Origin of the sequence: Microbacterium trichothecenolyticum (assembly GCF_041938625.1) — a bacterium.
In the GTDB taxonomy this organism is placed as follows: domain Bacteria; phylum Actinomycetota; class Actinomycetes; order Actinomycetales; family Microbacteriaceae; genus Microbacterium; species Microbacterium trichothecenolyticum_D.
The window spans coordinates 1,860,249-1,878,997 of record NZ_CP169427.1 but is presented as its reverse complement, the minus strand read 5'-3'; the positions used below and the strand labels follow the sequence as shown (position 1 = coordinate 1,878,997).

Below are 18,749 nucleotides of genomic sequence, written 5' to 3'. Positions count from 1 at the left end.
GGCGTACTCGTCGATTCATTGCTCATGGGCCAGGCTCCGATCGCCTCTTCCGTTCTTCCGGATCAGGACGCTCGCTCGACGGGACGCCTCGCGAGTTGGGATTGCACCACGTCGACGATCTCGCCGAACGTGTAATGCTCCGGGCGATCGTCGGGCATCTCGACCCCGTAGGCGCTTGCCAGCTCGGTCTGCATCGCGAGGAATGCCAGCGAGTCGAGGTCGACATCGGAGAACCGCGCGGCCGGGTCGTCGGTCTGGGATTCGATCGGCAGACCTGCCTTCCTGGTGAGCAGCGTCATGAGATCGCTGATCGTGAAGCTGTCATTCATGCTGGGGTGACCTCCTGCTCGATGGTGTTGCGTGGGGATACGCCGCGAGACCGGGACGGCTCCGCGGGGGCTGAGACGGCATGGATGACATCGGCCGTCAGCGAGGGCACTGCGACTCCGCGCCCCCGCGCATCGATCTCGGCAGCACTGGCGAGCAGGCTCGGCATCATGCGGTCGAGGAACTGGACGTCATGGCGGTCTGCGCGGATGTCGGGGTGCCGTAGCAGTGCGCGGTGCAGCGTCGCTGTGGTGCACAGGCCGGGACCCTCCACCGCCAATTCGGCCAATGCCCGGTCCATCCTGGACATCGCCTGGTCCCGGGTGGGTGCCCACACGATGAGTTTGGCCAGCAGGGAGTCGTAGTGCGGACTGACCCGATCCCCCTCCCGGTACCCGGTGTCCAGCCGTGTCCAAGGCCCTGCCGGGGCACTGTAGACGTCCAGGCGACCGGGAGTCGGCGCGAAGCCCCGCGATGGGTCCTCCGCATTGATCCGGCACTCGATGGCGGCACCGGTGCATCGAACGTCCTGCTGGCCGAACGCCAGCGGCAGCCCGTCGGCGATCAAGATCTGCTCGCGGATCAAGTCGATACCGGTCAGCATCTCGGTGACCGGGTGCTCCACCTGAATCCGGGCGTTCATCTCCATGAAGTACGGCTCGCCCGAATGATCGACGAGGAACTCCATCGTCCCCGCGCCTGTATAGCCGACCGACAGCGCGCCGCGGACGGCGAGCGCGCCCAGTTGTTCGCGCTGCGCGATCGTCATGTGGGAGGCCGGAGCCTCCTCGAGGAGCTTCTGATGGCGGCGCTGCAGTGAGCAATCCCGTTCGCCGAGGAAGACGCCGTTTCCATGCTGGTCGCACAGCACCTGTACCTCGACGTGGCGCGCACCGGCCAGGTAGCGCTCCACGTAGACAGCCGGATCGTTGAACACCGCTCTCGCCACCTCGCGAGTGCTCACATACGCTTCACTGAAGTCCGCTGCGCTGTGGACGACGCTCATCCCGCGGCCCCCGCCACCCGCTGCCGCTTTGATGATGACCGGATACCCGATGTCCTCGGCGATCTGTTGCCCATCGCGCACCGTGCGCACCGGTTCCACGACTCCGGGCAGCATCGGCAGCCCGGCCTCTTTCATGAGCCTGCGCGCCGTCGCCTTGTTGCCCATGTCCTGCATCACCGACGGCGGAGGCCCGATGAACGTCACGCCCGCCGATTCGCAGATCTCCGCGAAGTCCGGGTCCTCGGACAGGAAGCCATATCCGGGATGGATGGCATCGGCGCCCGTCTGCAAGGCAGCCTCGACGATATTGGGGATGTTCAGGTAGCTCCGTCGTGGCGCCTCAGGGCCGATGTTCACCGCGATGTCGGCCGACCGGACGATTTCGGAATCCCGATCGGCGGAACTGTGCACCGCGACCACCTCGATGCCCAGCTCGCGGCAGGTCCTGGCGATGCGAACGGCGATCTCACCGCGATTGGCGATGAGCAGTCTTCGGATCATGCTGCCTGCTCCTTCGGGCGAAGACGCAGGAGAACCTGGTCGTATTCGACGGATTCACCGTTGCTCACCAGGACCTCGGCGACCACGCCTGACTCGCCGGCCACGATCGTGTTCATCAGTTTCATGGCCTCGATGATCGCTACCGTGGTTCCCGCTTCCACCTCATCGCCGACCTGCACGAACGGTTCCGCGCCCGGGGACGGTGCGGTGTAGAAGCATCCGACCAGCGGTGCCCGCACCGCGGTGAGCGTCTCGTCCACGGTCGGCGGAGAGGCTGCCTCCGTATGAAGCCCCGTCGTGGCAGCGTGAGATGCAGCCTGCCGATCGATGGTCGACTCCGGCGCTGCAACCTGCTCGGCCCACTCGACCTCGATCTCGCGGTCGCCGCCCCGGACCCGCAGTCGGCGAAGGGCCCCCGGCAGCGTGCGGGCGAGTTCGGAGGCTTCCTGCCGCAGCTCGAGCATGGATTCAGGGCCGGCCTGGGCAGGTAGCAGCGGCGCACCCCGAGAAGCGTCCCCGTTCCTCGGTGTGATCGGCTGGTCCGCGGTCATTCTCGCTCCCTCAGCTCGCGATGTCCGTCGTCAGCGTCACCGGAGCGGCAGCACCGAGCCCTGAGAACCGCTGCTCCCGAGCGGACAGCAGGTCGGCAGGAGCGGTATCGCGCAGGTCTTCGAGGTCCCGGATGATGAAGTCGCGGAGCGTGCGGGCGCAGGCAGCGGGATCGGCGTGCGCGCCGTCGGCCGGTTCCGGCACCACCGCGGTGGCGATGCCGCTGCCGAGCAGCTGCGATGCGCCGAGTTGCAGCGCGCCGGCCGCGGCGGGTGCCGACGATGCGCTCCGCCACAGGATCGCCGCGCATCCTTCCGGACTGATCACGGAGAGGAACGCATTCTCCAGTACCAGCAGCCGATCCGATGTGCACAGCGCCAGGGCGCCACCGCTGCCGCCTTCACCGGTGATGACGGCGACAACCGGAACGCGAAGGCGCGCGCTGCGCATGATCGTCTCCGCGATGGCGATCGACTGCCCGCGTTCCTCTGCATCGGGGCCAGGGTGCGCGCCCGGAGTATCGATGAAGGTGACCAACGGCAGCCCGAACGACTCAGCGTGTTCCATCAGGCGCATCACCTTGCGGTAACCCTCCGGATGCGCCATCCCGAAGTTGTGAGCGACCAGTTCTTTGACCGTGTGGCCCTTCTGCGTGCCGATCACCACCACAGGGCGCCCCGCCACACAAGCCACCCCGCCGATGATCGCCGGATCATCGGCGAACGCACGATCGCCATGCAGCTCGACGAAGTCGTCGAAGACGAGCCGAACGTAGTCTGCCGTGGTCGGCCGATCCACGTTGCGCGCGGCCTGCACCGCCGCCCAGGAGTCACGCCTCACCCCACACCCGGGAGGCCTGGTCGCCGCGGCCTCACGTACGCCAGCAGGATCGGAAGCGGCGGGAGTGCGAACACCCTGCCCGGCATGCAGGTCGATCAGCCTGATCAGTACAGACCGCAGGTCGGCCCTGTTCTCCACGCGGTCGACCAGGCCGTGCAGGAGCTGCGATTCGGCGGCCTGGAAGCCGGCAGGGAGCTCCGCACGAATGGTCTCCTGCACGACGCGCGGGCCGGCGAACCCGACGTGCGCACCCCGCTCTGCGATCACCACCGATCCCAAGCTGGCGAAGGAGGCGGAGACACCCCCGTACGTCGGATCGGTGAGCACACACACCGATAGCACGCCCGCCTCGCGAAGCTGGGCGAAGGCGACCGCGGTGCGGGCCATCTGCAGCAGCGAGAAGACACCCTCCTGCATCCGTGCTCCGCCACTGGCGCAGACGACGATCAGCGGCTTGCGCGCTTCAAGGGCGAGGGCAGCAGCCTCGCTCACCCGGCGGCCGACCTCCACTCCCATGCTCCCGCCCATGAAAGAGAATTCCATGACGGCGAGAATCACGTCCCTGTCACCGATGCGTGCGGCGCCGACGATGACCGCCTCTGATTCCCCAGATTTCGCGGTCGCGTCAGCCAGCCGCTCCCGATAAGAACGCGAGTCGGAGAATTCGAGCGGGTCCGGCATCAAGGGCGCGAATTCGGTCTCTCGAAAGCTCCCGTCGTCGGCCAGCGACTCGATACGTGCGCGCGCGCCCATTCGCAAATGGTGCTCGCATTCGGGGCACACCCACGCGTTTCGGTCCAGTCGCTTGTGGTAGATCAGGCAATCGCAGCCTGTGCACTTCGTCCATTCCGCCCGCGCAGAGGGCGAAACCACCGGCTCCAGTGTTCGCGTCATGGCGCGCCTCTATCCCCAGAATCGTGCTCGCAGGCTGAGCTCAGGCCGGATGTTCCGGCGACGCCCAGTGGTAGAAGCGGTCGGCCATCGCATCGAGCGGCGAACTCCAGCCCGGGTCGTACGGCGTGATGTACGGTCGCAGATCCTCACTGATCGCGCGGAAAGACGGTAACCGCTGCGCGGTTCGCATCGCCTCCGAAGCGGGTCGCGAGAAGTCGACGAGGTGCACGTAGAGTCCGTGGAAGCGGTAAAGGGAACGACCCGCAACGCCGATCTCCTCCGGCATCGAGGTCGCGTCCGAGCGCGTGAATATCTCCGCCACTGCCGGAGCATCCTCGTTTCGCATCTTCGCGACGATCATGAGCTGTTGCATGACTGACTCCTACCCCCGAGTATTCTTGTACGGAGCAATCGTCGCCCCGGTTTCCCCCGAACTCCGGTCCCGGCGACATGCACAAGCTAGGACAGTTCCCCGCAGGGATACATCCGCCAGAGGTATAGACCTGGGGGATTTCCCCACCCACCAAAGGTGCAGAAGGCCACCCCCGAACGGTGGAAACGGCACCTTGCCGAAAGTCGAGGCCTGTCACCCGAAGTCGCACCACGTCGTGCCACTTTTGTGCGAGGCCGTCATCTGGACTCCAGCCCGGCCGCGGCGGGCCCGAGCGCCGACTCCGGGTCTCCGTGGGGTCTGTGGGCCCGTGTCGTGATCCGGACGCTGCTCCCCGCCGTGCGGCCGTCTTCGGGGGGTGATTGATGTGACGCTCAGGGAAACGGCTTGTTACTGTCTGCCTCGATCGATGGATCTCGTGTCAGACTCCCGGCTATATTCCGGTCCCAGTGAGGTGAGTGATCAAACCTGGGGGTCTGCCTCACGGCGACGCACGCAGTCGCGATGTCCTGCCACTTTAGGGGGAGGCGGATGACGTTACAGCCTGAACCATTCGCCGCTTCCGATGCGAGCCCGTCCTCGCAGCAAGTCGAACCGGCGCACGCGGCGGAACCCGCGCGGATCCTGCTGTGCGAAGACCACGAGATCTACCGTGTCGGACTGCGAGCGCTGATCGAGCTGGAACCGGACATGGTCGTCGTGGGCGAGGCGACGGATGTCGCTTCGGCATGCTCGCTGGCCGACCGGGTGAGCCCGCAGATCATCGTCATCCGTCAAGGCCTGCTGCGCCAGGCGCCGGAGGAGTCCGTCCGAGCTTTGTGCGGTCGTGACCGAGCGGTGCTGGCCCTCGCCGAGACCGAGTCCGACCTCGACCTGGCCGAGGCGTTGCGCGCCGGCGTGACGGGATACATCTCGCAGTGGGTCGCTGCGCCGCGGTTGATCGACGGCATCCGCGCCGTGTCCAAGAACGAGCTCGTCCTCGACCCGGCCTTCGCCCGCCATCTTGCGCAGTTCCTGACCATGGGGCCGACGAACCCGGCGGAGAGCCCCGCACCGCTCGGCGCCCTCACCGGACTGACCGAACGCCAACGCGCCGTCGCCCTCCTCGTCGCCGAGGGGATGACCAACGGCGAGATCGCCGCCCGCCTCTCGGTCAGTGACGCGACGGTCAAGAGCCACATCACCGCTGTCATGCGACGGCTGGGCGTGCGCAGCCGTACGCAGCTGGCGATCTTCGTCAACGACACGGCGCCGAAGTCGTGAGTCGCCGGCATCAGCCCCGCGCAGCTTGTCAGGGAAGCGTTCGGTTCGCGGATTCGGCGACGACGTAGGCGACCGCAACGTCTCCGTCGTGCGCCATCGTGAGATGGATGCCCGTGATCCCCCGACGCGCGACGGTCGCGGCTGTCGATCCGCTGAGGATGAAGCTCGGGGGCTCGGAGCCTTTCGTGATGACCTCGATCTCGGTCCATTGCATGCCCACCGGATCGCCGAGCGCCTTGGTGAGAGCCTCTTTCGCCGCGAATCGCGTGGCGAGAGAGCGCACGGGCAGGGCACGCTCGGCCGGTGTGAAGAGTCGCTCCCGCAGGCGAGGGGTGAGTTCGAGCAAGCGCTCGAATCGCGATATCTCGACCAGGTCGACGCCGATGCCGGTGATCACGCGCCTCCCCTCGCTCAGAGGTGCTCGCCCGGCGCCCCGCCGTGGCGATCCACCAAGCGCTGCAGGCAGCTCGACCACCCGTCGATGTGGTTGTCGCGCTCCTCCGTGGTCGCAAACCCCGAGTGCCGCACGATCACGCGGGTCGTCGCATCCGCCGCCGGCTGCAGCTCGATCTCGACGTCGGTCGTGTGCTCCTCCCCTGCCCATCGCCAGCCGAGCCTCAGCGCGCGCGGCGCCTCGAAGGTGAGCACCGTGCCCTCGACCGCCATGTCGACGGGCACCGACCGCACCTCCCAGCGACCGAGCTCGCGCAGCTCGACGACCGCGGTCGTCTCGAAGCGCGGCGGCCAGAACCACTCCGACAGACGACCCGCGACCGTGAATTCCCGCCACACGACATCGACGGATGCTGCGACCAGCGCCTCTTCGGTGAGCTCATGCATGGTGACACCGTACGCCGACCCACCCCCATAGGATCGAGCGCATGCCCAACCCGCGCCCTCGCGCTCCCCTTCCCACGCCGGAGCGGCCGGGGCGCGACCTCTCGAGGCCGCTTCCGGCGGCGCTCAGCTGGATCACACTGCTCGTCTTCGCCCCGGCCTTCGCGGGTGCCTGCTTCGTGTTCGAACTCGGGTGGTGGGTGCCGGCCCTCTACGGCGCGGCGAGCATCGTCGCCTTCGCCTCGTATGGCATCGACAAGGCAGCCGCGCGGCGCCAGGCGAACCGCATCTCGGAGCAGACGCTGCTCATCCTCGGACTCGTCGGCGGCTGGCCCGGAGCGCTCGTCGCGCAGCAGCTGTTCCGCCACAAGACCCGCAAGCGCTCCTTCCGCCGTGCGTTCTGGGGCACGGTCGGAGTGAACATCCTCGCGCTGGCCGCGTACGTGTACCTCACCGCCTCCGCATTCGGCGTCTGACCTCAGCGACCGTACTCGGGCGCCCAGTCGTCACCCTCGGGCATCCACTCGCCCGATCCGGACGCCGCCCGCGACGGCTCGGACCGCCGCCACGCGGCACCCTCGGGCCAGCTCGCGGCGAACGTCGACGCGACCCGGAACACCCGCCTCGACAAGCCTGACAGGGTCTGCACAGGGCGTGCTGACACGGGCATGCGCAGCTGCGGGTCGTAGCGGACGCCGTCGGCCGAGCGGAGCCTGATGGTGAGATCGAGGTCGTCGTGGATGCGCGCGTTGCCGCGGTCGACCTGGTCGCGCACCCGCTCCCACACCCGCGTGCGCATCGCGAAGTTCGAGCCGAACACCAGCGGGATGCCGAGCCACTTCTTGATCCAGTAGTGACCGCCGCCGATGTACCAGTGCTCGCCGAGGTAGTTCTGGACGGGCGTGCCGCCGTAGAACTCGGCGCCGCCGGTCAGCACGCCGAGCGTGGGATCCGAGACGAAGGCACGGACGATTCGTGCGATCCAGTCGGGGTGCGGCCGTGAGTCCGCGTCCAGCCTCGCGATGATGTCGGCGTGCTCGAGCGCCGCGTCGTAGCCGTGCGACGCCGCCGGCCAGATGCCGATCAACGGCTCATATGCCACGACGGCGTCGTGGGCGCGGGCGACGGCAGCCGAGGCATCCGTGCTGGCGTTGTCGACGACGATCACGATGTCGGGCCGGTGCGTCTGGGCAGCCAGTGCGGCCAGGCACGCGTCGAGATAACCCGCGTCGTTGCGACAGGGGATCACAACTGCGACGCGAGGAGCGAGGGGCACAAGCCACACCATACTCCTGGCGTGTCGGACCGCAGCGCTACCCTGCCGACATGGACGGACTGCGTTTCGCTCCTGCCAACGAGGCCTCGTGGGACGACCTGCAGGCCATCCTCACGGGCGCCGCAGCGCGGTGCCAATGCCAGCGACAGCGCCTCGGCGACCACGACTGGTGGTACATGCCGGAGGCGGAACGCGGCGCGATCCTGCGCGCAGAGACGCACTGCGACGATCCGCGCGCGACCGAGACGATCGGCATCGTCGCCTACCAGGACGACGAGCCCGTGGCGTGGTGCGCGGTCGACCGCCGCGGGGTCTACGGACGCGTGCGCGGGTCGCCCGTGCCCTGGCAGGGACGCGATCAAGACCCCGATGACGAGTCCGTGTGGGCGATCGCGTGCGTCGTGGTGCGCAAGGGACATCGGGGCGAGGGGCTCACCTACCCGCTCATCGCGGCGGCGGCCGAGCACGCCCGGATGCGCGGCGCGGCGGCGGTCGAGGGGTATCCGATGCTGACCGACGGCAAGAAGGTCACGTGGGACGAACTCAGCGTCGGGCCGGTCGGCCCGTTCCTCGCGGCCGGGTTTCGAGAGGTCACGCATCCGACCAAACGGCGTCTCGTCATGCGGCTCGACTTCTGAAACGAATCAGCAAGCGCTCGCCGGGAACTGGGGCTTGAGACCGCTCCCACGGTTGGTTACAGTCCGGTAAGTAAGCGGCATCCCCGCCGCTCCCCACCTCAACGGAGAGGACTTTCCATGCCCGCCCCCGTTTCCCGCTCCGCAGTGCCGCGCGCACGTTCGGGCCGACGTGCCCGCGCCGTGCGCATCGGCACCGTGGTGACCGGCACCGCGCTCGCCGCGAGCGCACTGCTGGCCGCACCCGCCGTCGCGGCGCCGCCGCGCGCGGTCGATCCCTTCAACCCGGACTTCGGTCCGAACGTCACGATCTACTCCCCCGACACCCCCGTCGACCAGATCCAGGCGGACCTCGACGCGCTGCACGCGCAGCAGGTCGACGCCGAGATGAGCACCACGCGCCAGGCGGTGTACTTCCTGCCCGGCGAGTACGGTTCGGCCGCCGATCCGCTGCAGGTCGAGGTCGGCTACTACTCCGAGGTCGCGGGCCTCGGCGCGTCGCCCGAGGACGTCACGGTCCATGGCGCCGTCGAGGTCTACAACCGCTGTCTCGCCGACGGCGGCACGGGCAACTGCCTCGCGCTCGTGAACTTCTGGCGCACGATCTCGAACCTGTCGATCGACATCGACAAGGCGGGCCAGGACGGCTGCCGCGCGAGCGCCGAGTTCTGGGCTGTGTCGCAGGCCGTCTCGATGCGCCGCCTCGACATCTCGGGCGGCAACCTGTCGCTCATGGACTACTGCACCGCCGGACCGCAGTACGCGAGCGGCGGTTTCATCGCCGACTCGCGCCTGCCGTTCGTGATCAACGGCTCGCAGCAGCAGTGGCTGATCCGCAACAGCGAGGTCGCCGGCTGGTCGAACGGTGTCTGGAACCAGGTCTTCTCGGGCGTCGTGGGCGCTCCCGACGACGCCGGCTTCCCGGATCCGCCGTACACGACGGTGGAGGAGACTCCGGTCAGCCGCGAGAAGCCCTACCTGTACGTCGACGACGAGGGCCGCTACAACGTGCGGGTGCCCGCGGCGCAGCGCGACACGAGCGGGATCAGCTGGGGCGCGGGCGAGACGGCGGGACGCAGCATCCCTATCACCGACTTCTACATCGCGACCCCGTCGGACTCGGTGAAAGACATCAACAACGCGCTCGCGCGCGGCCAGCATCTGATCCTCACGCCGGGCATCTACGACGTCGCCCAGTCGATCGAGGTGAAGCGCGCGAACACGGTCGTGCTCGGCCTCGGCCACGCGACGCTCACCGCGGTGAACGGCGCGGTTCCGCTCGAGGTGAAGGATGCCGACGGCATCGTCGTCGCGGGCGTCACCATCGACGCGGGCGAGACGCTCTCGCCGGTGCTGCTGCGCGTCGGCAACCCACCTGGGTGTGGCGCGGCGACCACGGCGTCGAGGGCTTCGACCCGACCGACGGCGTGAACGGCGACAACGAGCGCTGGGCGACCAACACCGGCACGGTCGGCGTCATCGTCAACGGTGACGACGTGACTGCGACCGGCCTGTTCGTCGAGCACTTCCAGACGTACAACACGCTCTGGAACGGCGAGAACGGCCGGGTCATCCTGTACCAGAACGAGCTGCCGTACGACCCGCCCACCCAGGCGGACTGGACGCAGCCCGACGGCACGCTCGGCTACCCGGGCTACAAGGTGGCGGACCACGTCAAGCATCACGAGCTCGACGGCGCCGGCGTGTACGTGTTCAACCAGAACAACCCGTCGATCCTCACCGCCAACGGGTTCGAGGTGCCGGAGACGCCTGGCGTGAAGCTGCACCACATCATGACGGTGAACCTGTCGGCCGGCACGGTTCAGCACGTCGTGAACGGCGTCGGCGGCCGGGCCGACAACACCAACACGGGAACCCCGCAGTTCGTGGTGGACTACCCCACCCCTTGAGACCCCCCGGAAACGGATGCCTCGGCCCTGCGCGCTGCGCGGGGTCGAGGCATCCGTGATTCAGGGCAGCAAGGTCACCAGAGCGGGTGGATCGCCGCGCGGAGGTCGCGGTCGTAGACGTCGCGCACGGCGCGGTCGAACGCGTCGAGGTCGAAGCCGCCATCGAGGAGGGCGGCCGCGGCGGCGTTGGACTGAGCCTGCTGCACGTTGCGTGCGCCGGGGATGACGCTCGTGACGCCGGGGCGGGAGGCGATCCAGGCGAGCGTGGCGGCCGGCAGCGAGACGCCCGCGGGCAGGGCTTCGGAAAGCTCGTTCGCGGCGCGGATGCCCGTCTCGAAGTCGACGCCCGAGAACGTCTCGCCGCGGTCGAACGCCTCGCCGTGGCGGTTGTACGTGCGGTGGTCGTCGGCGGCGAACGTCGTCTGCGCGGTGTACTTGCCCGACAGCAGGCCCGACGCCAGCGGCACGCGCGCGAAGATCGCGACGCCGGCGGCCTCGGCGGCGGGCAGCACCTCGTCGAGCGGCTTGAGGCGGAACGGGTTGAAGATGATCTGCACGTTCGTCACGTTCGGGCGGGCGATCGCGGCGAGCGCCTGGGCGGTCGTCTCGACCGAGACGCCGTACGCCGCGATCGCGCCGTCGGCGACGAGCGCGTCGAGGGCGTCGTACGTGGCGTCATCCTCGATGACCGCGGTCGGCGGGCAATGCAGCTGCACCAGGTCGAGCGTGTCGACGCCGAGGTTGGCGCGCGAGCGGTCGGTCCACGCGCGAAAGTTCTCGGGCGTGTAGTTCTCGGGCTCCTGCGCGAGGCGCCGGCCCATCTTCGTCGCGACCGTGATGCCGTGGCCGGGCCGCGCGGCGAGGAACCGGCCGATGATCGACTCGCTCCGCCCATCGCCGTAGACATCGGCGGTGTCGAAGAGGGTGACGCCTTCGTCGACGGATGCTGCGAGAACAGCTGTCGCGTCCTCCTCGGTGATCGCGCCCCAGTCGGCGCCGAGCTGCCAGGTTCCGAGGCCGATCGCCGAGACCGGGCGTCCGGTGCGGCCGAGTGTGCGCTGCTGCATGAGGTTCCTTCGGGTGTTTCTGGTGGGGCGTGTGGAGCTTACGGGTTGACGATGACCGGGGTTCCCAGGGGGAGCTCGGACAGCTTCGTGATCGCGGACGGGTCGACGCGGAGGCATCCGTTCGAAATCGGCCCGGAGCGGTCGTCGTGGTAGTGGAAAGCCGTGACCGCGACATCCGCTCCCCCGAAGCCGTCGAGGGTCGGTGACTGCACCGACAGGTAGACGATGGGATGGCCGCGCGTGTAGGCGTACTCCGGCACGACGCGGGTCGTCATGATGAACGTGCGGCCCAGCGGGGTCGGGGTGCGATCGGTGCCCCACGCGAAGTCGGAGGCGATGCGCTCGGGCACGCCGCCGCGGACGATGTCGATCGTGCGGCCCGAGATGCTCACGACGACACTCACGTCGGTCGGGGCGAGGTCGACGTCGCTCTTGCGCATCCACCCGGTGGTCTGCGCGGGGTTGCCTTGCGAGGGCACGGCCTGCCGCCCGGTGAGCAGCACCTTGACCCAGCTCTCCTGCTCCTCGACCACGGGGACCGAGGTGCCGTCATAGGGGTACTCGTGCGGGAGGTACGCGACGGGCTGGGCCGTGGGGTCGGCCCACACGGGAGCGCCGATGCCGCGTGCGACGGCGTGGGCGGGGAGAGGTGTCGTGAACGCGGCGTCGTCGACCGGGAGGGCCGGGATGACGGCGAACACGTTGATCTGCGGAAGCGTCGTCACGTCGTACGATGCGGTGTTCGCGGCGAAGCCGGTCGGAGTCGGCGTCGGCGTCGGCGTGGGCGTCGGTGTGGGAGTGGGAGTCGAGGTCGCGGTCGGCGTGGGGACGGGCGATGCCTGCGTCGCGGACGGGCGGAGGATCAGCACCGCAGAGACGCCGGCCGCGAGGATGATCGGGGCGAGGGCGATGAGCGCCCAGACCCACAGTCGTCGCCGGGACGGCGCGCGCTCGTCACCTTGCGGCGCGGCAGGCTCGTCCGCCGCCGGGCCGTCGGTCTCGGCATCCCCCATTCCCCCATCGTCGGCCCGGTTGACGGATGCTGCAACCCGCCGCCCCTGGTTAGCCTGGGGCGGTGGGCAGACAGGGCGATCTCGAGCGGCCGATCCGGGTTCTCGGGATCATCGGACCCGGGCGCGTGGGCCAGGTGCTGGCGCGCCTGGCACGCGCCGCCGGATACCCCGTGCTCATCGCCGGGTCGGGTGACCCGGCACGCTTCGCCGGCACGATCGAGGCCGTGGCTCCGGGGGCGATCGCGGTCGTGGCATCCGTCGTCGCACGTGACGCCGACGCGATCGTGCTCGCGCTGCCGCTCCCCCAGCACCACACGCTGCCGGTCGAGGCGCTGCGGGGCAAGCTCGTGATCGACGCGATGAACTACTGGTGGGAGGTCGACGGCCTGCGCGCCGACTTCGGCGATCTGCGGACATCGACGAGCGAGACGGTGCAGCGGTTCCTGCCTGAGGCTCGGGTGGTGAAGGCCTTCAACCACATGGGCTACCGCGACCTCGACGAGGAGGCCCGGCCGGCCGGGTCTTCGGGGCGCAAGGCGATCGCGGTGGCCGGGGATTCGGCGCCGGACGTCGAGGTCGTGATGCGGCTGGTCGACGATCTGGGCTTCGACCCGGTGTTCGCGGGACCGTTGTCTGCCGGGATCATGCTCGAGCCCGGCGCTGAGGCCTTCGGCGCCGACGTCGACGCCACCGAGCTGCGCGCGATGCTGGAGCGGTTCCCGACATCGCAGCGCGGGATCATGGTCGCGCGTGCGCGCTCTTCCGGCGGGTCTCCCGCTCGTTGAGCGAGCGAGGAACGAGCGAGTCGAAACGCCTCAGCGCGGTCGCGACGATATACGGAGCAACGCATCGACGGCGGTCGCGAGAGCGATCGCTGCCACGTACACCAGGAGGTCGCGGGCGTCGAAGACCGTGCCCAGCAGCAGCATCACCGGCGACAACTGCGCACCCCACGACAGCGGCAAGCCGGTGAGCTGGAACAGCTCCACCGCGACGCACCAGGACGCCGCGATCGCACCGGCGGCGGGCGGCGGAAGACGCGGGGCGACGAGCACCACCGCCAGGTACGCCGCTACGGCATAGAGCGCATCGCCGGCGATGTCGGTCGCAGGCGTATCCGGCAGCAGTCCGTGCACGAGCAGCCCGGCAGCGATCGTCGCCACGAGCAACAGCGCGGCGACGACGCGACGTACGCGCGGCGGCGCCGACGCGATCTCGCCGGTCACGAGAGCACGCCCGCCGCACGCGCGGGCAGGAGATCCGGGATGCTGCACCCGCGGTACGTCTCCAGTTCGGCGCGCGTGAAACCCATGCGTTCAGTCTCACGCACCCGCGGGCGCAGCCCGGCAATGGGGCGCCGACGTCAGGTGTGCGTGTGGCCCGCCGGCTCGAGGGTGAAGTCGTTGGACGCCGACCCGTCGGGGCGCGTGCCCTCCTGGAACACGAACTCCAATCCGCGGTCGTCGAACGCGCGGAACCAGTCGTCCCACGAGACCTCCTTGAGGTCTTCCAGGTTGTTGCCGAAGTCGAAGTCCAGGCGGAGCTCGCCGACGTTGCCGTCGTGCTCGGTGCCTTCGACGGTCGCGGGTGTCGCGTGGCGGTCCTCCGCCCACTGGCGGATCACGTCGTGGTCGGTGGTCGCGCTGTGCTCCACGGGCTCGTGCGGGGTGGATTCATGGTGTTCCTGCGGGACGTTCTGCCGGGCGTCGGCCTGCGTGGCGGCGCTGGGGCTCGCCGCCCCGCGCTCGCGCTGCTCGCGGCGCGTGGCCGCGATCGGCTCCTCGGCGCCTGCGTTCTGCTCCGGGGTGTCCCTGCCGTCTGTGTGGTCGCTCATGACCGTCCTCCTTCTGGGGTCCTCCCAGCCTGCGGCGGGCAGAACGCTCTGTGCAGGGGCTTGTCACCGGGCAGCGGGCGCGCTAGGAATCAGCCCCGGGCAGCCTCGATCTGCGCGGCCATGAGGGTCACGAGCTCGTACACGACGTGGCTCGCCGCGATGCCGGTGAGCTGGGCGTGATCGTACGCGGGCGACACCTCGACCACGTCCGCGCCGACCACGTTCAGGTCGCTCAGAGCACGCAGCATCCGGAGCAGTTCCCGGCTCGTCATGCCGCCGGCCTCGGGGGTTCCGGTGCCGGGGGCGTGCGCGGGGTCGAGCACGTCGATGTCGATCGAGATGTACAGCGGCTTGTCGCCGACGCGATGGCGGACGCGCTCGATCGCGGCCTCGATGCCGCGCTCCTCGATGTCGACGCTCGACACGATCGAGAAGCCGAGGCGCTCGTCGTCGTCGAGGTCCTGCTTGGAGTACAGCGGACCACGGGTGCCGACGTGGCAGCTCGCGGTGAGGTCGATGAGGCCTTCCTCGCTCGCGCGCCGGAACGGCGTCCCGTGCGTGATCGGGGCGCCGAAGTACGTGTCCCACGTGTCGAGGTGCGCGTCGAAGTGCAGCACCGCGACCGGCCCGTGCTTCTTGTTCACGGCGCGCAGCAGCGGCAGCGCGATCGTATGGTCGCCGCCGACCGTGACGATCCGGTCGACGCGCTCGCCCAGCGCGGTCGCCGCGGTCTCGATGTCGGCGACGGCCTCGCCGATGTCGAACGGGTTCGCGGGGATGTCGCCGGCGTCGACGACCTGCGCGACGGCGAACGGCGAGACGTCCTGAGCGGGGTTGTACGGGCGCAGCAGACGCGACGACTCGCGCACGTGCGAGGGGCCGAAGCGGGCGCCCGGCCGGTAGCTGACGCCGGTGTCGAACGGGATGCCGACGATCGCCAGGTCGGCGCGCGGCACCTCCTCGATGCGCGGCAGCCGCGCGAAGGTCGCGATGCCGGCATAGCGCGGGTAGACGGACGCGTCGACGGGGCCGACGGGCGCGCGGTTGTCGGTCATGACTCACCTCTCGGGGGGAAAGTTTCGGGGAACGGATGCTGTGCGCCGGCGCTCTGCGGAATGTGGACGAGCTGCACGCCGCCGGCGGTGATCGCCCCGGCGAGCGCGGACTCGATGTCGTCCGGGCTCGACGCGCGCAGGCCGGTCGCGCCGAACGCGTTCGCGAGGGCGACCCAGTCGGGCTGCACGAGGTCGACGCCGACCGGGCGGATGCCGCGATCGACCTCGTTCTGCTTGATCTCGGCGTAGCCGCCGTTGTCGACGCAGACGACCGTGAGGTCGAGGCGCTGCTCGACCGCGGTCGCCAGCTCGTTGACGCAGAACATCAGCGCGCCGTCTCCGACGACGGCCACGACGGGGCGACCACCCTCGGTGGGCTGGGCGACGCGCGCTCCGATTGCGGCGGGAAGCCCGTACCCGAGCGTCGCATAGGTCGGTGTGTAGAGGAGAGAGTGCGGGCGTGACCGGCGCAGCACGTTCGCGAGCGCCATGTAGACGATCTGCGACGAGTCGCCGGCCACGATGGCGTCGTGCGGGAGGGCTGCGGCGATGGTCTCGGCGAGCGCGACGGTCTCGGGAAGAACGGACGCCGTCTCGGCGGCGATCGCCTCTCGTTCGCCCGCGACGTCTCGGGGTGGCCGCGGTTCGCCAGCGAGCGCCGCGAGGAGGTCTTCGACGACCGCGGTGCAGTCCCCCACGATGCCCACCGTCGCATCGAGGTTCTTGTGCAGCTGCGCCGCCGAGATGTCGACGCGGATCACCGCGCCGCGCGCCTCGAGCCGGGGCGCCCACAGCTCGGCCTCCCCGAGCTTGGAGCCGAGCACGAGCAGCACGTCGGCATCCTCGGCGACGCGGCGCGCGGCCTCGAGGCGGAGGTTCGAGCCCAGCGACAGCGGGTGGTGCTCGTCGACGGTGGCCTTGCCGTTGAGGGTCGTGACGACCGGCGCACCGAGCCGCTCGGCGAGCGCCGTGATCGCCCGGCCGGCGCGCGTGGCGCCGCCGCCGGCGACGATGACCGGGCGCGCAGCATCCGTCAGCAACGCAACAGCTTCGCGCACCGCGCCCGCGTCACCGCGAACCGGAGCCGGAAGCGGCCGCGCCGCGCGCGCGGCCGCGGGCACGGCGGCCGGGCTCTCGAGCACGTCGAGCGGGATCTCGATGTGCACCGGACGCGGACGCCCGGTGCGGAACAGCGCGAAGGCGTCGTGCACGGCGTCGACGGCTTCGGTCGCGTTCGTCACGCGGCGCGACCACTCGGCGATCGCGCCGACCATCGCGGTGGCGTCCTTCGTCTCGTGGAGCGTGCCGACGTCGCGGAACTCGGCCCCGAGCGCCACACCGGGCGAGATCACCAGCAGCGGCCGCGACTCGCAGAACGCTGTGCCGATCGCGCTCATCGCGTTCTGCAGGCCAGGTCCCGACGTCGTGATCACGACGCCGGGAAGCCCGGTCTGCTGCGCCCAGCCGTCGGCGCCGTAGCCGGAGCCCTGCTCGTGCCGGTTCGTCACGGCGCGCAGGCCGAGGTCGGCGAGCGGCCGGTAGAGCTCGAGGTTGTGCGTGCCAGGGATGCCGAACACGGCGGTCACCCCGTAGTTGCGCACGGTCTCGAGCACCGCACGGCCGGCGGTGTCGGCGTACCGCGCGGGGGCGTCGGCGATCACGTCAGCGCCTCGACACGGGCCATCGCGTACCGGCGCTCGCCCGCGACCCACGTCTCGAGCACCGGGATCTGCGAGATCTCGTCCGCTTCGACGCTCAGCGGGTCGGCCCCGAGCACCGCGAAGTCAGCGTACTTGCCGGCTTCGAGCGACCCCAGGTCGTCTTCGCGGCCGAGCGACACGGCGCCTTCGTACGTGTGAGCGCGGAGCGCGGCACCCGCCGATACCCGCAGGTTGTCAGGACCGAGCTTGTGCCCGCGCCTCGTCACGCGCGTGACCGCGGTCTGGATCGCCTCGAGCGGGATCGGCTCTGCCACCGGCGCGTCGGACGAGATCGTGAACGGCACCCCCGCCGCCTCGAACTCGCCGAGCGGGTTGAACCGCTCCCCCGGTGTGCCGATCGCCTGCTCGACGCCCTCGCCCCAGTTGAAGTAGTGCTGGGGCTGGTTGACGGGACGGATGCCGGCTGCCGCCATGCGCCGGATCTGCTCCGGTGTCGGCAGCCCGCAGTGCTCGATGCGGTGGCGCGCGTCGTCGTCGGGGCGCTCGGCGAGCGCCGCCTCGATCGCCGACACGACCATCTCGATGGCCGTCGGCGACTGCGCGTGCGTCGCGGTCTGGAGCCCGGCGGCGTGCGCCTTGCGGATGAGCGCGGTGTACTCGGCGGGCTCGTGGTAGAGCTGGCCGGTGCGGCACGGGTCGCCGACGTACCCGTCGGGGAAGTACGCCGTCCAGCCGCCGAGCGTGCCGTCGGCGTACAGCTTGATGCCGGCGAAGCTCAGGTGCGCGTTGCCGAACTGGCCGACGAGCCCCATCTCGAGCGCGTCGTCGAGCAGGTGCGACAGCAGGTACATCGAGACCCGCAGCTCCAGGCGCCCGGCCTCGGCGAGCCGCAGGTACATGTCGAACTCGCGGCGCGACACCTGCGCGTCGCCGATCGTCGTCACACCCCCGGCGAGGAAGCGCTGGGTCGCGGCATCCAGCTGCCGAAGGTGCTCCTCGGGCTCGTCGGCGAGGTGGAAGTTCGGCCCGTGGTGACCGATCTTCACGCCGTGCACGCCGGTGAGCATGTTGCACGCGGCATCCGAGATCTCGCCGGTCAGCTCGCCGTCCGCGTCCCGGAAGATCTCGCCGCCCTCGGGGTCGGGGGTGTCGCGGTCGACGCCGTTCAGCGCGAGCGTGTACGAGTTCACGACCCCGCCGTGCCCCGACGCGTTCATGAGATACACCTCGCGGTCGGCGGCGACCTCGTCGAGCTCGAACCGAGATGGATGCCGCTGCTCGGCGAGGTTGCGGTGCTCGTAGCCGTATCCCCGCACGGGACGACCCGCGGGGAGATCGGCGGCCGCGGCCTTCAGCAGCGCCACGATCTCGGGAATGCTGCCGGCCTTCTCCGGACCGCAGTCCACCCACGTCATCAGTTGGCCGTACATGAGCGGGTGGGCGTGCGCGTCGACGAAGCCGGGAACGACCACTGCGTCGCCGAGGTCGACGACCTCGGGGTCCAGGCGGAGGGCGGCCGCGGCATCCCGGCACTCCTCTGCCGTGCCGATCGCGACGATCCGGCCGCGGTCGGTCAACATCGCGGTGGCGGTGCTGCCCTGCGCGTCGACGGTGTGGATGGCACCGGCGATCACCAGGCGCGACGTCTGCTGCGCGGGGCGGTCGAAGGAGGCGAGCTTTCTCATGGCGT

General features: G+C 69.8%; 21 protein-coding genes. 6 read left to right on the top strand and 15 right to left on the bottom strand.

Features of this window, described 5'->3' with window-relative positions; genetic code table 11:
* Window positions 1-62 precede the first annotated feature (62 nt).
* The 5 genes from ACEYYH_RS08485 to ACEYYH_RS08465 are packed head-to-tail and all read right to left on the bottom strand — an operon-like array spanning window position 63 to window position 4,478.
* Window positions 63-329 carry an acyl carrier protein gene (locus ACEYYH_RS08485; protein ID WP_374977764.1) on the bottom strand — a complete coding sequence of 89 codons (267 nt, stop codon included), beginning with the start codon at window positions 327-329 and terminating at the stop codon, window positions 63-65.
* The gene (locus ACEYYH_RS08480) at window positions 326-1,834 is read right to left on the bottom strand and encodes an acetyl/propionyl/methylcrotonyl-CoA carboxylase subunit alpha (RefSeq protein WP_374977763.1); all 1,509 of its coding nucleotides are present in this window, start codon (window positions 1,832-1,834) and stop codon (window positions 326-328) included. Before ACEYYH_RS08480 ends, ACEYYH_RS08485 begins: the two co-directional genes overlap by 4 nt.
* A complete protein-coding gene (gene accB / locus ACEYYH_RS08475) occupies window positions 1,831-2,385 on the bottom strand; it encodes an acetyl-CoA carboxylase biotin carboxyl carrier protein (protein WP_374977762.1) in 555 nt (184 codons plus the stop codon). The genes ACEYYH_RS08480 and accB overlap by 4 nt, the downstream gene beginning before the upstream one ends.
* A 10-nt stretch (window positions 2,386-2,395) precedes the next feature.
* Complete coding sequence (gene accA / locus ACEYYH_RS08470) at window positions 2,396-4,117, bottom strand: acetyl-CoA carboxylase carboxyl transferase subunit alpha (protein WP_374977761.1); 1,722 nt, start codon at window positions 4,115-4,117, stop codon at window positions 2,396-2,398.
* A gap of 40 nt (window positions 4,118-4,157) precedes the next feature.
* Window positions 4,158-4,478 (bottom strand): TcmI family type II polyketide cyclase, encoded by a 321-nt coding sequence (locus tag ACEYYH_RS08465; RefSeq protein ID WP_374977760.1) that lies wholly within the window; start codon window positions 4,476-4,478, stop codon window positions 4,158-4,160.
* 561 nt (window positions 4,479-5,039) lie between these two features.
* On the opposite strand from ACEYYH_RS08465, the gene ACEYYH_RS08460 reads away from it, so the two are divergent.
* Window positions 5,040-5,771 (top strand): LuxR C-terminal-related transcriptional regulator, encoded by a 732-nt coding sequence (locus ACEYYH_RS08460; protein WP_374977759.1) that lies wholly within the window; start codon window positions 5,040-5,042, stop codon window positions 5,769-5,771.
* Window positions 5,772-5,799: 28 nt separating this feature from the next.
* On the opposite strand, the gene ACEYYH_RS08455 is transcribed toward ACEYYH_RS08460, so the two are convergent.
* Together ACEYYH_RS08455 and ACEYYH_RS08450 are read right to left on the bottom strand one after the other, a co-directional pair.
* Window positions 5,800-6,168, bottom strand: coding sequence for a holo-ACP synthase (locus ACEYYH_RS08455; protein WP_374977758.1), 369 nt, complete (start codon window positions 6,166-6,168; stop codon window positions 5,800-5,802).
* 14 nt (window positions 6,169-6,182) lie between these two features.
* Window positions 6,183-6,611, bottom strand: a complete 429-nt coding sequence (locus ACEYYH_RS08450; RefSeq protein WP_374977757.1) for an SRPBCC domain-containing protein — start codon at window positions 6,609-6,611, stop codon at window positions 6,183-6,185.
* Window positions 6,612-6,652: 41 nt separating this feature from the next.
* Between ACEYYH_RS08450 and ACEYYH_RS08445 the strand changes: the two genes are divergently transcribed.
* Entirely contained in the window at window positions 6,653-7,084 is a 432-nt protein-coding gene (locus ACEYYH_RS08445) for a DUF1294 domain-containing protein (protein WP_374977756.1), read from the top strand.
* 2 nt (window positions 7,085-7,086) lie between these two features.
* On the opposite strand, the gene ACEYYH_RS08440 is transcribed toward ACEYYH_RS08445, so the two are convergent.
* A complete protein-coding gene (locus ACEYYH_RS08440) occupies window positions 7,087-7,884 on the bottom strand; it encodes a glycosyltransferase (RefSeq protein WP_374977755.1) in 798 nt (265 codons plus the stop codon).
* 50 nt (window positions 7,885-7,934) lie between these two features.
* On the opposite strand from ACEYYH_RS08440, the gene ACEYYH_RS08435 reads away from it, so the two are divergent.
* From ACEYYH_RS08435 to ACEYYH_RS08425, 3 genes are all read left to right on the top strand, one after another.
* A complete protein-coding gene (locus tag ACEYYH_RS08435; protein WP_374977754.1) occupies window positions 7,935-8,522 on the top strand; it encodes a GNAT family N-acetyltransferase in 588 nt (195 codons plus the stop codon).
* Window positions 8,523-8,639: 117 nt separating this feature from the next.
* On the top strand, window positions 8,640-9,950 hold the full coding sequence (locus tag ACEYYH_RS08430) for a hypothetical protein (protein ID WP_374977753.1): 1,311 nt from the start codon (window positions 8,640-8,642) through the stop codon (window positions 9,948-9,950).
* The gene (locus ACEYYH_RS08425; protein WP_374977752.1) at window positions 9,899-10,429 is read left to right on the top strand and encodes a hypothetical protein; all 531 of its coding nucleotides are present in this window, start codon (window positions 9,899-9,901) and stop codon (window positions 10,427-10,429) included. The genes ACEYYH_RS08430 and ACEYYH_RS08425 overlap by 52 nt, the downstream gene beginning before the upstream one ends.
* Window positions 10,430-10,503: 74 nt before the next feature.
* Here ACEYYH_RS08425 and ACEYYH_RS08420 read toward each other — a convergent pair whose 3' ends face one another.
* Together ACEYYH_RS08420 and ACEYYH_RS08415 are read right to left on the bottom strand one after the other, a co-directional pair.
* Window positions 10,504-11,496 carry an aldo/keto reductase gene (locus tag ACEYYH_RS08420; protein WP_374977751.1) on the bottom strand — a complete coding sequence of 331 codons (993 nt, stop codon included), beginning with the start codon at window positions 11,494-11,496 and terminating at the stop codon, window positions 10,504-10,506.
* A 38-nt stretch (window positions 11,497-11,534) separates the two neighbouring features.
* Window positions 11,535-12,509 carry a L,D-transpeptidase gene (locus ACEYYH_RS08415; protein ID WP_374977750.1) on the bottom strand — a complete coding sequence of 325 codons (975 nt, stop codon included), beginning with the start codon at window positions 12,507-12,509 and terminating at the stop codon, window positions 11,535-11,537.
* Between the two features lie 62 nt (window positions 12,510-12,571).
* Here ACEYYH_RS08415 and ACEYYH_RS08410 point away from each other — a divergent pair, with 62 nt between their 5' ends.
* The gene (locus ACEYYH_RS08410) at window positions 12,572-13,294 is read left to right on the top strand and encodes an NADPH-dependent F420 reductase (protein ID WP_374977749.1); all 723 of its coding nucleotides are present in this window, start codon (window positions 12,572-12,574) and stop codon (window positions 13,292-13,294) included.
* A gap of 30 nt (window positions 13,295-13,324) precedes the next feature.
* Here ACEYYH_RS08410 and ACEYYH_RS08405 read toward each other — a convergent pair whose 3' ends face one another.
* From ACEYYH_RS08405 to ACEYYH_RS08385, 5 genes are all read right to left on the bottom strand, one after another.
* A complete protein-coding gene (locus tag ACEYYH_RS08405) occupies window positions 13,325-13,735 on the bottom strand; it encodes a DUF2809 domain-containing protein (RefSeq protein ID WP_374977748.1) in 411 nt (136 codons plus the stop codon).
* A 137-nt stretch (window positions 13,736-13,872) separates the two neighbouring features.
* Entirely contained in the window at window positions 13,873-14,343 is a 471-nt protein-coding gene (locus ACEYYH_RS08400) for a hypothetical protein (RefSeq protein WP_374977747.1), read from the bottom strand.
* 89 nt (window positions 14,344-14,432) lie between these two features.
* Window positions 14,433-15,398, bottom strand: coding sequence for an agmatinase (gene speB, locus ACEYYH_RS08395; protein ID WP_374977746.1), 966 nt, complete (start codon window positions 15,396-15,398; stop codon window positions 14,433-14,435).
* Window positions 15,395-17,059 (bottom strand): thiamine pyrophosphate-binding protein, encoded by a 1,665-nt coding sequence (locus ACEYYH_RS08390; protein ID WP_374977745.1) that lies wholly within the window; start codon window positions 17,057-17,059, stop codon window positions 15,395-15,397. The genes speB and ACEYYH_RS08390 overlap by 4 nt, the downstream gene beginning before the upstream one ends.
* Window positions 17,056-18,744: an amidohydrolase gene (locus ACEYYH_RS08385; protein WP_374977744.1), complete on the bottom strand. Its 1,689-nt coding sequence runs from the start codon at window positions 18,742-18,744 to the stop codon at window positions 17,056-17,058. Before ACEYYH_RS08385 ends, ACEYYH_RS08390 begins: the two co-directional genes overlap by 4 nt.
* Between the last annotated feature and the right edge of the window lie 5 nt (window positions 18,745-18,749).